A 15,962-nucleotide genomic window follows, 5' to 3' on the forward strand; every position below is an offset into this window, starting at 1 on the left:
ATTTTTGGTTCTGGTGCTTGCGATCACAACATTACTCGGATTGTTATATGTATTTTTCTCTTTTCGGTCAGAGTCGATGGTTTTCATTAGGAATGGGTTGGACGACGATGTAATTATCGACGGGTTTGCGATAAATGGAAATAAGTTGACTAAGCCGTTGGTAAGTATTCCAAGGGGGGCGCACGGGTTCTCCGATGTGCCTGTGGTCGAGGGGCGTAATGTGTATGAAATTGAGTTTACAGTAAGCAATGGGCAATTACGCAAACGCGCTGGATGTGAGTTCTTCGTGACGGCAAGGTCTTGCGTGCTTGAGGTAAGAATTACGCCTGCTGGTGAAATGAGTTGTGATGAGTGCGAGCATAATTAATGGGAGGCTGTAATGACTAGAATCTATGATCTATACAATGATATCCGGAATGGTTTTGCATTTAATGTATTTTGTTAGGTTTTATAGTGATTACCATCAATTTCCTTCCTGTCCGTCTTTGGATAGTTCACATAAATGATATATACCAATTACTGCCGCTCCTTTCTAACCAAAACAGATGAAACCGCCTCCATATTTTGGATAGCCGCCTCATATTTAATTTATATCGCACTGGAGATAATTCCGAATGATTTAATAAAGAATCTTGCTGAGATTTTGAGATTTCTTGAATTTATCCCTGCCGTAAAATCAATTGAACATGGAGCCGTCTTTAATGCATTGATGGCAAAAGTACATTTTTGCGTACTCATACTATTTTTCCCGATAATTTTAATGTCATACATGTGCATACCAAAGAAGATGTTTTTCCGAAAAGTTACTGGCCGTAACAGATTAATCCTGTTTTCCTTTGTAATGCCATTAATTTCATTGATTGCTTTTTTAGCACCCGTAAGCAGTGGATCTATTGGTCGTTTTCTCTCATCTTTCTCTATTGGTTTTTCATTCTTATCGGCATTAATTGTAATTTGCTGGTCTATGACATTTCGCGGGTTTATTGAGGTTGTAATATTTATTAACTCTAACGAAGGGGATTGATATGTTATCTGCGGGAGCACTGTCTAGCATAGCCAATGCATGGAGAAGCCTGTCTCCGGTGCAAAAAGACATAATTCAGGCAATTCCTGATGTAAAGACAATGAATGATGTCTTGGTTCAGAATTACTATCGCGACCAAAATACTGGGCGCGATGCGTTTGGTGCAATTCTCGACGTTGGAATGGGAGCGCTCGCTGGAGCAATTGTGGTCAGCATGGGTGGTCCTATTGTGGCGGCCATTGCTGCTGGTTATATTGCGGGAAAAGCTGGGGAGTGGCTTGGCGAGCAGGTGTGGGACGCATTGACTAGCCCTGAAGCCAGTGATAGCTGGGCCTCCGCGTTAGGGAATGAATTTGCCAATGAGTTCCTGAATTTTTTCCTCCCCGAAGGCATGCGCCCCATCGACCGTGGCACAAACACCTACTTCTCCAGTGCCCGTGCCTGGCGTCTTCCTGTCGACCCACTCGCCCTGGACCTCGACGGCGACGGCATCGAAACCCGCGGGGCCGATGGCACAGTCCTCTTCGACCACGACGGCGATGGCATCCGCACCGGCACGGGCTGGGTCAAGGCTGATGATGCATTGCTGGTGCTCGACCGCAACGGCAACGGCGCCATCGACGGCGGCGCGGAACTCTTCGGGGTCGATACGGTGCTCGCCAATGGAAAGAAGGCGACGGACGGGTTCGCGGCCCTGCGCGATCTCGACAGCAACGGCGACGGCACTTTCGATGCGGCCGACGCACAATTCGGCAACGTCCGCCTTTGGCGTGATCTGGATCAGGACGGCGTTTCCGACGCGGGCGAACTGATGTCGCTTGGAGACGCCGGCATTGCCAGCATCTCGCTCCAGGTCAGCCGGACGACCAAGACGCTTGCGGGCGGCAACGCGCAGACGGCCACGGCGAGCTTTACCCGCACCGACGGCAGCACGGCCAGCGTCGGTACGGCAGCCAACCTGGACCTGGCCAGCAATCCGTTCTACCGCGAATTCACCAATCCGATCCAGATCACCGAACAGGCGGCAGCCCTGCCGGACATGGGCGGCTCCGGCCGTGTCCGCGATCTGCGCGAAGCGGCAAGCCAATCCAGTCGGCTGGCCGATCTGCTGGATCAATTCAGCCGGGCGTCGACGCGCGACGCGCAATTGGCGCTTCTCGACGAATTGCTCGACGCGTGGGCCGACACTTCCGGCATGGCGGAAGACCTGGATTCGCGGTATCCGGGGAGCTTTGCATTCCTGTACATGGGATTCGGGAACGTCACACGAGATAAGAACCTAACCTCGCAAACCTCCTACCTTGGAGGGTATGTACCAGATGCCGGGAACGGTATGCTGACCGCGGAGTATCGGAGCCTCGTCGCCGAGTGGAGCAACAAGATCCATATTCTCGAGGCGTTCAACGGGGAGTATTTCTTCGATCTGCCGACGCAGAATGGGGAACTCAGGCCGGGCGCCGTGGGATTGTCGAATGGGCAATCCGGTGGTGCCGTCATCCTTCTCGGATGGCCCGAACGGATTCTGAACGTTTCTTATACTCAAGGTCAGTTGGATCTGCTGCAGCAGAGCTATGACGCACTGAAACAGTCGGTGTACGAAGGGCTGCTCTCGCAGACGAGGCTGAAGCCTTATCTGGATGCGGTGCAATTGACGATCGACGACAGCGGGCTGAAATTCGATTTCGCCGCCATGGAGACGTTGCTCGATCAGGCTTATGCAACAGATCCCCGTAGCGCGATGTTCGATGTGCTCGAGTTGCGCAAACATCAGGGAGATGCGCTCTTGGCAATGGGATGGGACGGAGCGGAACGAATCGTCGGGTGGACCGATGCACTGTCGATCGACGAAGCCATGCGCGTGGATTTTGCTGCACTTGGCTACATCATCGGTTCAGGCAATGTAACGGGCACTACCGGCGACGACCTGATCGTGGGACAAGGAAGCAACGACACATTGTCGGGCGACGCCGGAGCTGACCAGTTGTACGGCGGAAATGGCAATGATGTTTTGTCCGGCGGCGATGGAGATGACATCCTGTCGGGCGGCGCCGGCAACGACGTGCTCGATGGCGGCAAGGGCCGCAACGTGCTCGATGGCGGGGCGGGCAATGACCGGCTGCTGGTGGCGGCGACCTCGTCGAACAATGTGCTGGCCGGCGGCGCAGGCAACGACACGATCACGGGCAGCTACTACGCCGACACCTACGTGTTCAACTTGGGCGACGGCGTCGACACGATCACCGATTACACGCCCTACACGGGTTACACGGACGTGCTGCAGTTCGGCGAAGGCATCGCGGCCTCGGACATCCGGACGCTGCGCTCGGGACTGGACTTGGTGTTCACGCATCGCAACGGCACCGACCGGGTGGTGGTCAAGAACTGGTTCGACTACACGGATTCGAGTGCGTCGGCGGTGACGGACTACCTGATCGAGACGGTCCGCTTTGCCGACGGCACCGCGTGGACGTGGTCGCAGATCGCGGCCAGCGGGCTGGAGCAGATCGGCACGGACGGCAGCGACACGCTGACGGGCTGGAGCGGCAACGACATTCTGTCGGGCGGCGCCGGCAACGACGTGCTCGATGGCGGCAAGGGTCGCAACGTGCTCGATGGCGGGGCGGGCAATGACCGGCTGCTGGTGGCGGCGACCTCGTCGAACAATGTGCTGGCCGGCGGCGCGGGCAACGACACGATCACGGGCAGCTACTATGCCGACACCTACGTGTTCAACCTAGGCGACGGCGTCGACACGATCACCGATTACACGCCCTACACGGGTTACACGGACGTGCTGCAGTTCGGCGAAGGCATCGCGGCCTCGGACATCCGGACGCTGCGCTCGGGACTGGACTTGGTGTTCGCGCACCGCAACGGTACCGACCGGGTGGTGGTCAAGAACTGGTTCGACTACACGGATTCGAGTGCGTCGGCGGTGACGGGCTACCTGATCGAGACGGTCCGCTTTGCCGACGGCACCGCGTGGACGTGGTCGCAGATCGCGGCCAGCGGGCTGGAGCAGATCGGCACGGACGGCAGCGACACGCTGACGGGCTGGAGCGGCAACGACATCCTGTCGGGCGGCGCCGGCAACGACGTGCTCGATGGCGGCAAGGGCCGCAACGTGCTCGATGGCGGGGCGGGCAATGACCGCCTGCTGGTGGCGGCGACCTCGTCGAACAATGTGCTGGCCGGCGGCACGGGCAACGACACGATCACGGGCAGCTACTACGCCGACACCTACGTGTTCAACCTGGGCGACGGCGTCGACACGATCACCGACTACACGTCCTACACGGGTTACACGGACGTGCTGCAGTTCGGCGAAGGCATCGCGGCCTCGGACATCCGGACGCTGCGCTCGGGACTGGACTTGGTGTTCGCGCACCGCAACGGTACCGACCGGGTGGTGGTCAAGAACTGGTTCGACTACACGGATTCGAGTGCGTCGGCGGTGACGGACTACCTGATCGAGACGGTCCGCTTTGCCGACGGCACCGCGTGGACGTGGTCGCAGATCGCGGCCAGCGGGCTGGAGCAGGTCGGCACGGACGGCAGCGACACGCTGACGGGCTGGAGCGGCAACGACATCCTGTCGGGCGGCGCCGGCAACGACGTGCTCGATGGCGGCAAGGGCCGCAACGTGCTCGATGGCGGGGCGGGCAATGACCGCCTGCTGGTGGCGGCGACCTCGTCGAACAATGTGCTGGCCGGCGGCGCGGGCAACGACACGATCACGGGCAGCTACTATGCCGACACCTACGTGTTCAACCTAGGCGACGGCGTCGACACGATCACCGATTACACGCCCTACACGGGTTACACGGACGTGCTGCAGTTCGGCGAAGGCATCGCGGCCTCGGACATCCGGACGCTGCGCTCGGGACTGGACTTGGTGTTCGCGCACCGCAACGGTACCGACCGGGTGGTGGTCAAGAACTGGTTCGACTACACGGATTCGAGTGCGTCGGCGGTGACGGGCTACCTGATCGAGACGGTCCGCTTTGCCGACGGCACCGCGTGGACGTGGTCGCAGATCGCGGCCAGCGGGCTGGAGCAGATCGGCACGGACGGCAGCGACACGCTGACGGGCTGGAGCGGCAACGACATTCTGTCGGGCGGCGCCGGCAACGACGTGCTCGATGGCGGCAAGGGCCGCAACGTGCTCGATGGCGGGGCGGGCAATGACCGCCTGCTGGTGGCGGCGACCTCGTCGAACAATGTGCTGGCCGGCGGCGCGGGCAACGACACGATCACGGGTAGTTACTACGCCGACACCTACGTGTTCAACCTCGGCGACGGGGTCGACACGATCACCGATTACACGCCCTACACGGGTTACACGGACGTGCTGCAGTTCGGCGAAGGCATCGCGGCCTCGGACATCCGGACGCTGCGCTCGGGACTGGACTTGGTGTTCGCGCACCGCAACGGCACCGACCGGGTGGTGGTCAAGAACTGGTTCGACTACACGGATTCGAGTGCGTCGGCGGTGACGGACTACCTGATCGAGACGGTCCGCTTTGCCGACGGCACCGCGTGGACGTGGTCGCAGATCGCGGCCAGCGGGCTGGAGCAGATCGGCACGGACGGCAGCGACACGCTGACGGGCTGGAGCGGCAACGACATTCTGTCGGGCGGCGCCGGCAACGACGTGCTCGATGGCGGCAAGGGTCGCAACGTGCTCGATGGCGGGGCGGGCAATGACCGCCTGCTGGTGGCGGCGACCTCGTCGAACAATGTGCTGGTCGGCGGCGCGGGCAACGACACGATCACGGGCAGCTACTACGCCGACACCTACGTGTTCAACCTAGGCGACGGCGTCGACACGATCACCGACTACACGCCCTACTCGGGTTACACGGACGTGCTGCAGTTCGGCGAAGGCATCGCGGCCTCGGACATCCGGACGCTGCGCTCGGGACTGGACTTGGTGTTCACGCATCGCAACGGCACCGACCGGGTGGTGGTCAAGAACTGGTTCGACTACACGGATTCGAGTGCGTCGGCGGTGACGGACTACCTGATCGAGACGGTCCGCTTTGCCGACGGCACCGCGTGGACGTGGTCGCAGATCGCGGCCAGCGGGCTGGAGCAGATCGGCACGGACGGCAGCGACACGCTGACGGGCTGGAGCGGCAACGACATCCTGTCGGGCGGCGCCGGCAACGACGTGCTCGATGGCGGCAAGGGCCGCAACGTGCTCGATGGCGGGGCGGGCAATGACCGCCTGCTGGTGGCGGCGACCTCGTCGAACAATGTGCTGGCCGGCGGCGCGGGCAACGACACGATCACGGGCAGCTACTATGCCGACAGCTACGTGTTCAACCTCGGCGACGGGGTCGATACGATCACCGACTACACGCCCTACTCGGGTTACACGGACGTGATGCAGTTCGGCGAAGGCATCGACTCCGACGACCTGTGGTTCCGCCGCGTCGGCAGCAACCTCGAGGTCAGCGTCATCGGTACCGGAGACAAGATCACGGTCAACGATTGGTATTCGGGCACCGCCTACCATATCGAGAAGTTCACCACCGCCGATGGCCTGACGCTGCTCGACAGTCAGGTCAATGCGTTGGTCTCTGCAATGGCGGCCTTCAACCCACCGCCTGCGGGGCAGACCACGCTTCCTCCGGAACATCAGGCCGCGCTTTCATCCATCATTGCTGCAAGCTGGAAATAGACTCCCATGCGAGATCCCGGCTCCATTCGTCATGGAGCCGGGTGCAAGAATGCTCCGCAGCCCCACGCGCGCCGGTTTTCGTGTCCGATGCGCATCCTCACGGACCGGCGGCGCATCTGCCCCGCAGACCTCCGTCGATCTGCCATGTCGGTGCCGAAACCCCTCTGCGAATCGGTCTGATGCATAGGCCCCTGCGCCAGCCGTCCCGAGCACGGCCCTGCCCCGGCCTTCTACCCACTGCCGGCCGAAGCTGACACAAATGTAATCCCCGCGTCAGCGCGCTGTCCGGCAGGCGCCGGCACACTTGGCGGCACGTTTCCGCCATCGCTGGAGTCCCGCATGAAGATCCCTCTCGCCCTGTCGGCGATCTGCCTGTCCCTGCTTTCCGCCGCGCCGGCCCGGGCCACATCCGGGCACGACGCGCACCACGCGGCCACGCCCCCCGCCGCCGCCGCGGCCGCACTCTCGGAGGGAACGGTGAAGAAGGTGGACAAGGCCGCGGGCAAGCTGACCATCGCCCATGGCCCGCTCGACAACCTGGGCATGCCGCCGATGACGATGGTGTTCCGCGTGAGCGATGCGGCGATGGTCGACAGGGTCAGGGCGGAGGACAAGGTCCGCTTCAGGGTCGAGAAGGTGGGTGGCGTCTATACCGTGACGGTGCTGGAACCGGCGCGGTAGCGCGCCGGGCCGGCATTCCATTCAGTCCGCCTTCCCCGGGCCGGCGGAGTCTGCGTGCCGCGGGCCGCGGAACCTGTCGGCGCCTGCCCGGCGGCGGAACACGAGAGCCTGTCCGTGGAATCACTTCCGATGGTTATCACAACTGCCTTGGTGCGGCGGCGCCTCGGGCCGGCGCTGATCGTGGCGCTGTCGGTCTTCGCCGCCGGCCCGGCGCCGGCCGATCCGGGCGCGCCCGGTGCGGGCGTCGCCGGGCTGATCGAGCATGCCCGCCGGAACAGCCCGATGTACGCGCTGGAACGGGCCGAGGCGGACGCCGCACGCGGACGGGCGGACGCCGCGGGCGCCCTGCCCGACCCGACCTTCCAACTGGAGCTGATGGATTTCACCAATGCCATGCGCGGCGGATCGGCTTCGCTGCTGCCGGGCCAGGTGGGCGAGACGCGCTATCGCATCACGCAGCCGCTGCCCGGCTGGGGCAAGCGCGAGCTGGCATCGCAGGCCGCCGGCGCGCTGGCGGCACGCGCGGATGCGAACCGCGATGTAGCCTGGCTGAACCTGGAGGCCGACATCAAAGCGGCCTGGCTGCGGCACTACGCGGCCGACCGCGAGGCGGGACTGGCGCGCAACGCGCTGGTGCTGATGCAGGGTCTGGAGGAAACGGCGCTGGCGCGCTACCGCGCCGGCCTGCTGCCGCAGGCGGCGGTGCTGCGCGCGCAGCGCGAGATCACCGTGCAGCGGGTGGCGCTGGTGGCGGTGGAGCAGCGCCGGCAAGGGGCCATGGCGGCACTCAACGCCCTGCTGGCGCGCGCGGCCGATGCGCCGCTGGCGGCGCCGGGCGAACTTTCCCCGCTGCCGCCGGTGCCGGAGTTCGCGGCGCTGGCCGAGCGGGCGCGCGGCTTCAGCCCGGCGTTGGCCGCGGAAACGCACGGCATGGAGGCGGCACGGCTGGAACGCGAGCGGACTTGGCGCGAACGCTACCCCGACTTCGCCGTGGGCCTGACCAACAACCGGCCGCGCGGCGGCGAGCAGTCGTGGGATGTGATGTTCGAGGTCATGATCCCCTTGCAGCAGCCGGCCCGCCGTGCGCGCGAACGCGAGGCCCTGAGCATGGAAGCGGCGGCGGATGCCCGCCGCGCCGCCGCCGAGGCGAAGCTGATGGGCGAACTCGGCCGCGCGCATGCCGCCTTCGCCAGCGGACGCGACACCGTGCGCCTGCTGCGGGGCACCCTGCTGCCGCAGGCTGAGGCGACGCGCGACGCCACGCGCGCGGCCTTCGCCAACGGCCGGGTCGATTTCGACTCGGCGCTGGAGGCCGAGCGGCAGATCACCGACACCCGCATGGCGCTGCTGCAGGCCGAGGTCGATACCCGCATGGCGCTCGCCGACATCGAGAAACTGGCCGGAGACATCCGATGAAGCCCGCCCTGCAACTGACGCTGGCCGCCGCAGTGGCCATCCTCGCGCTGGGCGCGGGTTACCTGCTCGGCAGCCGCGGCGCGGGCGAAGGCGGCGGCGCCCCGGCGCCCGCGCCGGCCGGCGGCGAGCGCAAGATCCTGTACTACCGCAACCCGATGGGCCTGCCCGACACCTCGCCGGTGCCGAAGAAGGATTCGATGGGCATGGACTACATCCCGGTGTATGCCGACGACCGACCGGACGACGGCGGCACGGTGGCCGTCAGCCCGGCGCGCATCCAGACGCTGGGCGTCAAGACGGAGCCGGCCGGGGAGCGCGTGGTGGACGAAGCGCTGCGCGCGGTCGGCCGGGTGGAGATCGACGAGCGCGCGGTGGTCGAGGTGGCGCCACGCTTCGAGGGCTGGATCGAGCGCCTGCACGTGAATGCGATCGGCGATCCGGTGCGCCGCGGCCAGCCGCTGTTCACCGCCTACAGCCCGGAGCTGCAGTCGGCGGGCGAGGAACTGCGCATCGCCGAACGCCTGCGGAAAGACAGCGCCGAAATCGACCCCGCCGCCGCACAATCCGCGCAGCGCCTGGCCGAGGCTGCGCGTGCCCGGCTGCGCAACCTGGAGGTCGCCGGCCAGACGGGCGAGCGCCAGACCTTTGCCTCGCCGGCCGGCGGCGTGGTGCTGGAAAAGAACGCGGTGCAGGGCGCGCGCTTCATGCCCGGCGAGACGATCTACCGCATCGCCGACCTGTCCTCGGTGTGGGTCATCGCCGACGTGTTCGAGCAGGATCTGGCGCGGGTGCGGGTCGGCCAGGCCGCGGCGGTGACGCTGCCGGCCTACCCCGGCCGCAGCTTCACCGCGCGCGTGGGCTACATCTACCCGACGCTGGACGCCGCCACCCGCAGCACCCGGCTGCGGCTGGAACTGCCGAACCGCGAGGGGCTGCTGCGCCCGGGCATGTTCGCGCACGTCGAACTCGCCACCGGCGCCGGCACGCCGCGCCTCGCCGTGCCAGCCTCGGCCGTCATCGACGACGGCATCCGCCAGGTCGTGCTGCTGGCGCTGGACGAGGGCCGCTTCCGGCCGCAGCCGGTGAAACTGGGCGCGCGCGGGCGGGACTACGTCGAGGTGCGCGAGGGCCTGCGCGCGGGCGAGCGCGTGGTGGTGTCGGCGAACTTCCTGCTGGATTCGGAAAGCCAGCTCAAGGCGGCGCTGTCCGGTTTCGCCGACGGCGATGCGGGCGGCGGTGTGGCCGCGGCGGCGTATCGCGCCGAAGGCGTGATCGAGGCGGTGGACCTGGCGGCGAACAGCGTGACGCTGGCCCACGGCCCCATCCCGGCCCTGAACTGGCCGGAGATGAGCATGGACTTCGGCCTCGCGCGGCCGGATCTCGCCGCCGGACTCGCGCCGGGCACGGCGGTCCGCTTCGAGTTCGAGCAGCGCGCGCCGGGCGAATTCGTCGTCACCCGCATCGACGAGGCTACGCCGCCGGCCGCCGGCACGGCGCACGAGGGGCATTGACATGCGGCAAGCGTCCGGCGAGAGCGCGGTGGAAGGCGCAACGGAGGCAGCCACGACCGGAGCGGCCGCGGCGGAAGCGGGCTCCGGCCTGCTCGGCCGCGTCATCGACTGGTCGGCGCACAACGCCTTCCTGGTCCTGCTGGCGACGCTGTTCCTGGTGGGCGGCGGCCTCTACGCGGTGAAGCACACGCCGCTCGACGCCCTGCCCGACCTGTCGGACGTGCAGGTCATCATCTACACCGACTTTCCCGGCCAGGCGCCGCAGGTGGTGGAAGACCAGGTCACCTATCCGCTCGCCACGTCCATGCTGGCGGTGCCGCGGGCGAAGACGGTGCGCGGCTTCTCGATGTTCGGCGCGTCGTACGTGTATGTGATCTTCGAGGACGGCACCGACATCTACTGGGCGCGCGCCCGCGTGCTGGAATACCTCGGCTCGGTGGCCGGCCGGCTGCCGCAGGGCGTGGCGCCGCAGATGGGGCCGGACGCGACCGGCGTGGGCTGGGTGTTCCAGTACGCGCTGACGGGCAAGGACATGAGCCTCGCCGACACCCGCAGCCTGCAGGACTGGTACGTGCGCTACCAGCTCACCAAGGCGCAGGGCGTGGCCGAGGTGGCGAGCCTGGGCGGCTTCGTGCGCGAGTACCAGGTCACCGTCGATCCGCAGCGGCTGGCGGGCTACGGCATTGCGCTCGACGAGGTGACGAAGGCGATCCGCGCCTCCAACCGCGACGTCGGCGGCCGCGTCGTGGAACTGGCCGAAAAGGAATACATGGTGCGCGGCCGCGGCTACCTGCGCGGCGCGGACGACATCGCCGCCATCGTGCTGAAGGCCGGGCGCGGCACGCCGGTGCGCATCGCCGACGTGGGCCGCGTCGAACTGGTGCCGGCGGAGCGCCGCGGCATCGCCGAACTCAACGGCGAGGGCGAGGTGGCCTCGGGCATCGTGATGGCGCGCTTCGGCCAGAACGCGCTCGACGTGATCGCCGGGGTGAAGGCGAAGATCGCCGAGATCGCCCCCGGCCTGCCGCCCGGCGCCGAAATCGTGCCGGTGTACGACCGCTCCGGCCTCATCGAACAGGCCATCGCCAACCTGCGCTGGACGCTGTTCGAGGAAAGCCTGATCGTGGCAGCGGTGTGCGTGGTGTTCCTGCTGCACGTGCGCAGCGCGCTGGTGGCGATCGTCACGCTGCCGCTGGGCATCCTGATCGCCTTCATCGCCATGCGCGCGCTCGGGCTGGGCTCCAACATCATGAGCCTGGGCGGCATCGCGATCGCGATCGGCGCCATGGTGGATGCGGCGATCGTGATGATCGAGAACGCGCACAAGCGGCTGGAACAGCTCGACGCGCAGTACGCCGGGCAGCGCGGCGGCCCGCCGCGCGCCGAGCGCGCCGCCGCGCTGATCCAGGCGTGCAAGCAGGTCGGCCCGGCGCTGTTCTTCTCGCTGCTCGTCATCACCGTGTCCTTCCTGCCGGTGTTCGCACTGGAAGGCCAGGAACGGCGCCTGTTCTCGCCGCTGGCCTACACCAAGACCTTCGCCATGGCCGGCGCCGCGCTGCTGTCGGTGACGCTGGTGCCGGTGCTGATGCTGTACTTCGTGCGCGGGCGCATCCTGCCCGAGGCCCGCAACCCGGTGAACCGCGTCCTCGTCCGGCTGTACCGGCCGGTCATCGGCGCCGTGCTGCGCTTCAAGGGGCCGACGCTGCTGCTGGCGCTGGCCGCGATGGCGGCGACGGTGGCGCCGGCGCGCCAGCTCGGCTCGGAATTCATGCCGACGCTCGACGAGGGCACGCTGTTCTACATGCCGGCGGCGCTGCCCGGCATGTCGGTGACCGAGGCCGGGCGCCTGCTCGCCACCACCAACCGCATCATCAAGACCTTTCCCGAGGTCGAATCGGTATATGGCAAGGCCGGCCGCGCCAGCACCGCCACCGACCCGGCGCCGCTGGAGATGTTCGAGACCATCATCAACCTCAAGCCGCACCAGGCGTGGCGGCCGGGCATGACGACCGACAAGCTGGTCGCCGAGATGGACGCGGCGCTGAAATTCCCCGGCCTGGCGAACTCGTGGACCATGCCGATCAAGGCGCGCATCGACATGCTCAGCACCGGCATCCGCACGCCGGTGGGCGTGAAGGTGTTCGGCAAGGACCTGGCGACCATCGAGAAGGTGGCCAGACAGGTCGAGGCCGCGGTGCGCAGCGTGCCCGGCACCGCCAGCGCCTACGCCGAGCGCGTCGCCGGCGGCTACTACCTGGACATCGAGCCGCGGCGCGAGCAGCTCGCGCGCCACGGGCTGAGCATGGACATGGTGCAGGAGGTGATCGCCACCGCGCTCGGCGGCGAGCGGGTGACGACCACCGTCGAAGGGCTGGAGCGCTACGGCGTCGGCGTGCGCTACCCGCGCGGCCTGCGCGACGACGCGCAGCGCATCGCGCGCGAGGTCTATGTGCCGACGGAAAACGGCCCCGTCCCCCTCGGCCAGCTCGCCGACGTGCGCCTCACCCAGGGCCCCTCGGGCATCCGCACCGAGAACGCGCTGCTGGCCGCCTACGTGTATGTGGACACCCGCGATGCCGACATCGGCGCCTTCGTGAAGCGCGCGCGCCAGGCGGTGGCGGAGCAGGTGAGCTTTCCGCCCGGCTACTACGCCACCTGGAGCGGCCAGTTCGAGAACATGGAGCGCGCCAGGGAGCGGATGAAGATCGTGCTGCCGCTGACGCTGGGCCTGATCTTCGTGCTGCTGTACCTGAACTTCCGCCGCCTGACCGAAACCCTGATCGTGATGCTGTCGGTGCCCTTCGCGCTGGTCGGCGGCATATGGCTGATGTGGTGGCTGGACTACCAGATGAGCGTGGCGGTGGCGGTCGGCTTCATCGCGCTGGCCGGCGTCGCCGCCGAAACGGGCGTCATCATGCTGATCTACCTCGACCACGCGTGGGAAGCGGCCAAGGCGAGGCGCCGCGCGGCAGGGGCGCAGCCGACCGCCGCCGACCTCTCCGCGGCGATCATGGACGGCGCCGTCGAGCGCGTGCGGCCGAAGATGATGACGGTGGTCGCCATCATGGCCGGCCTCTTGCCCATCATGTGGAGCAGCGGCACCGGCAGCGAGGTGATGAGCCGCATCGCCGCGCCGATGGTGGGCGGCATGCTCTCGTCCACCGTGCTGACGCTGGCGGTGATTCCGGCGATCTATGCCTGGGTGAAGGGGTGGCAGATGCGCGGGGATCGCCGGCGGGACGCATCGGGCCCGGCCCCGGACTGACGGCGCGCCGCGGACGGGCGCGCGCCCTCCCCCGCGCGGTCGCACCGATCCGCGTCAGCGCGGCTGCGGCGCCTCACGCCGGCTGCAGAACCGCCGCCGTGCCCACGGCAGCAGGCCGCGGCCGAGCAGGCCGGCACCGTACAGCCAGCGCAGGAAGGCCCGCGTATCGCCGCTGGCGGCCTGCACACGCAGCAGCCAGCGGTAGCCGCGGTTGCCGAGCATGGTGTACAGCGCGCGGTTGACCAGCGAGGCACGCAACGCAGGGGCCATGCGGCCGCGCCACAGGCTGTCGTAGTCGCACCCTTCGAGCAGCGCGCGGGCGGCCAGCACGCCCGAACGCATCGCGTGGCGCATGCCGAAGCCGGCCAGCGCATCCTGGAAACCGGCGCGCTCGCCGACGACCGCGCTCGCCCCTTCCATGGCCGTGCGCGGCAGCAGGATGTTGCCGACCCCGGCATGGAAGCGCGGCGCCCGCATGTCGAGGCCGGCCAGGCGCCGGAAGCGCGCCACCGTGCGCTCGACGTATCGCTGCTGGCGGCCGAAATCCGCGAACATGCAGCTCTTCACCGTACCCCGGCCGCCCATGACCAGCAGGTAGGCATAGCCGCACGGCGCGAGCGCGTCGTCCAGCACCAGCCAAAAGCCGTCGGCCATGCGGGTCTCGAAGTGGTAGCCAGCGGCGATGGCGTCGGCATGCGTCGGTCCGGTGGCGAGGATGCGCGCCGCGCCGGCGTCGCGCACGCGGCTGCCGAAGCGCAGTTCCACGCCCAGCGCGAGCGCCTGCTGCTGCAGCGCATGGTCCAGGCTGCCCGGCCGCGGACCGCGCTCGACCACATAGACGAGAGGGCTTGAAGCGGCCAGCGGGTAGGAGACGTCCCAGGCGTCGAAGGCGACACCCGCGCTGCATCCGAGATGCGCGAAGGCGGTGCCCAGGCCGTCGCGGCGCAGTTCGTCGAGCACGTCGTCGCGGCTGGACCAGTTTTCCAGCCCCTGCAGGTCTGTGCCGAAACGGTATCCGACCTCGCGGCGGGCCTCATGTACCACCACCCGGCGCCCGGCGCGCGCCAGCGTGATGGCGGCAGCCAGGCCCGCCGGGCCGGCGCCGGCGATGACCACCGCATCGCCCGCGGGCGTCTGCGCAACGCTGCCTGCATCGTGCGGCATGGCCTGCTCCCGGCGCCGCCGGCGCCCGATGCGCCTGCCGGCCAGGCGAAACCGCGCCGCTCGCCGGCGGCCCGGCGCAGCCGCTCAGGCGTCGTTGATGACGCGAAAGCTCACCGTCGGCGCGGTGAAATCGTCCGGCGTGGCGCCGAGGCCGATTTCGCCCTCGCCGTTCAGCGTACAGTTGTCGCGCCGCAGCATCACCGCCACCGGCGAACCGGCGAAGCGCACCCACGTGCCGTTGCTGCTGGAGTCGCTCAGCACGCACTGGCCGCCGTTCCACTCGATGCGGGCATGGCGCCGCGACACGCGCTGGTCGTTCACCTGGAAGCCCGCGTCCTGGCCGCGCCCGATGATCAGCGGCCCGTTGCGCGGTTCGAGCTGCAGATGCTGGTCCATGCAGTCGAGGTCGATGCGCTGCAGCGCGGACCGTTCGCCCTGCAGCTCGAAGAATTCCAGCGGCGCGGTCAGCGTCGTCTCGGCGGTGCGCGCCCAGTCGATGCGCCACACCCGCATCGGCTCGGCCTTGCCGCGGATGGTGATGCGGTCCAGGTTGTGGCAGCCGACGCGGTGGAAATCGGGCAGGCAGGCATGGACGGACTCGCCGACGAGGATCTCGCCGGGCTGGGCCAGATCGCTCAGGCGGGCGGCGACGTTGACCGCATCGCCGTAGCAGTCGCCGTCGTGCTCGACGATGAGGCCGCGCTCGATGCCGGTCTTGGCCTCCAGCGGCGCGCCGCGCAGTTCGGCGATGTCGAGTTCGGCAAGCAGGTCCTTGACCCGCGCGCAGGCTTCGACCGCGGCGACGGTATCGCCGAAGAGCACCAGCACGCCGTCGCCCAGATACTTGACGACCTGGCCGCCGGCACGTGCGAAATGGCGGCCGATCGCCTGCGTGCAGCGCGTGACGATCTGCGTCGCAAGCACGTTGCCGACCGATTCGAACAAACCGGTACTGCCCGTCAGGTCGACAAATACGACGGTCCTTACCGACTGTTCCACATCATTCCTCAGAAAAGGGCCGTGCCGGACGACTGCTGGCCGCGGCGCCGCGCTGGCTGTCTTGGAGATCGACTCAGGGCCGAATCCTAACACTGCGGCGCGGCAATCGTCATCGCCCGCGGGCCTCGCTGCGGCGGCGCACGGCCGATGCGCCCCGCCGCCATGCCGCCGCCCCGGGACCGTCGAACGGAAAATCGATCTGCAGCGGGACGAGGC

At 66.9% G+C, this 15,962-nt stretch carries 8 protein-coding genes; 6 read left to right on the forward strand and 2 right to left on the reverse strand.

The genetic code is table 11. The features are described from left to right. The first annotated feature begins 502 nt into the window (after positions 1-502). The 6 genes from CCZ27_RS23580 (at position 503) to CCZ27_RS15245 (ending at position 13,583) form a co-directional block, all read left to right on the forward strand. On the forward strand, positions 503-1,024 hold the full coding sequence (locus CCZ27_RS23580; protein ID WP_157748592.1) for a hypothetical protein: 522 nt from the start codon (positions 503-505) through the stop codon (positions 1,022-1,024). A 391-nt stretch (positions 1,025-1,415) separates the two neighbouring features. Beyond that, positions 1,416-6,710, forward strand: coding sequence for a beta strand repeat-containing protein (locus CCZ27_RS15225; protein WP_096449520.1), 5,295 nt, complete (start codon positions 1,416-1,418; stop codon positions 6,708-6,710). 339 nt (positions 6,711-7,049) lie between these two features. Beyond that, entirely contained in the window at positions 7,050-7,391 is a 342-nt protein-coding gene (locus tag CCZ27_RS15230) for a copper-binding protein (protein ID WP_096449522.1), read from the forward strand. A gap of 129 nt (positions 7,392-7,520) precedes the next feature. Next, positions 7,521-8,807 (forward strand): TolC family protein, encoded by a 1,287-nt coding sequence (locus tag CCZ27_RS15235; RefSeq protein ID WP_096449525.1) that lies wholly within the window; start codon positions 7,521-7,523, stop codon positions 8,805-8,807. Further along, complete coding sequence (locus tag CCZ27_RS15240) at positions 8,804-10,318, forward strand: efflux RND transporter periplasmic adaptor subunit (RefSeq protein ID WP_096449527.1); 1,515 nt, start codon at positions 8,804-8,806, stop codon at positions 10,316-10,318. Before CCZ27_RS15235 ends, CCZ27_RS15240 begins: the two co-directional genes overlap by 4 nt. A 1-nt stretch (position 10,319) precedes the next feature. Further along, complete coding sequence (locus CCZ27_RS15245; protein ID WP_096449529.1) at positions 10,320-13,583, forward strand: efflux RND transporter permease subunit; 3,264 nt, start codon at positions 10,320-10,322, stop codon at positions 13,581-13,583. 54 nt (positions 13,584-13,637) lie between these two features. Here the strand turns inward: CCZ27_RS15245 and CCZ27_RS15250 are convergent, their stop codons facing one another. Together CCZ27_RS15250 and CCZ27_RS15255 are read right to left on the reverse strand one after the other, a co-directional pair. Next, positions 13,638-14,747: an NAD(P)/FAD-dependent oxidoreductase gene (locus tag CCZ27_RS15250; RefSeq protein WP_096449531.1), complete on the reverse strand. Its 1,110-nt coding sequence runs from the start codon at positions 14,745-14,747 to the stop codon at positions 13,638-13,640. 84 nt (positions 14,748-14,831) lie between these two features. Beyond that, positions 14,832-15,746, reverse strand: coding sequence for an adenylate/guanylate cyclase domain-containing protein (locus CCZ27_RS15255; RefSeq protein ID WP_096449533.1), 915 nt, complete (start codon positions 15,744-15,746; stop codon positions 14,832-14,834). Positions 15,747-15,962 lie beyond the last annotated feature (216 nt).

The sequence above is a fragment of the Thauera sp. K11 genome, from assembly GCF_002354895.1.
GTDB lineage: Bacteria > Pseudomonadota > Gammaproteobacteria > Burkholderiales > Rhodocyclaceae > Thauera > Thauera sinica.

Bases quoted from the DNA above. Each gene is read 5' to 3' on its own strand.
- CCZ27_RS23580 (WP_157748592.1), top strand. From the start codon at position 503: ATGATATATACCAATTACTGCCGCTCCTTTCTAACCAAAACAGATGAA.
- CCZ27_RS15225 (WP_096449520.1), top strand. From the start codon at position 1,416: ATGCGCCCCATCGACCGTGGCACAAACACCTACTTCTCCAGTGCCCGT.
- CCZ27_RS15230 (WP_096449522.1), top strand. From the start codon at position 7,050: ATGAAGATCCCTCTCGCCCTGTCGGCGATCTGCCTGTCCCTGCTTTCC.
- CCZ27_RS15235 (WP_096449525.1), top strand. From the start codon at position 7,521: ATGGTTATCACAACTGCCTTGGTGCGGCGGCGCCTCGGGCCGGCGCTG.
- CCZ27_RS15240 (WP_096449527.1), top strand. From the start codon at position 8,804: ATGAAGCCCGCCCTGCAACTGACGCTGGCCGCCGCAGTGGCCATCCTC.
- CCZ27_RS15245 (WP_096449529.1), top strand. From the start codon at position 10,320: ATGCGGCAAGCGTCCGGCGAGAGCGCGGTGGAAGGCGCAACGGAGGCA.
- CCZ27_RS15250 (WP_096449531.1), bottom strand. From the start codon at position 14,747: ATGCCGCACGATGCAGGCAGCGTTGCGCAGACGCCCGCGGGCGATGCG.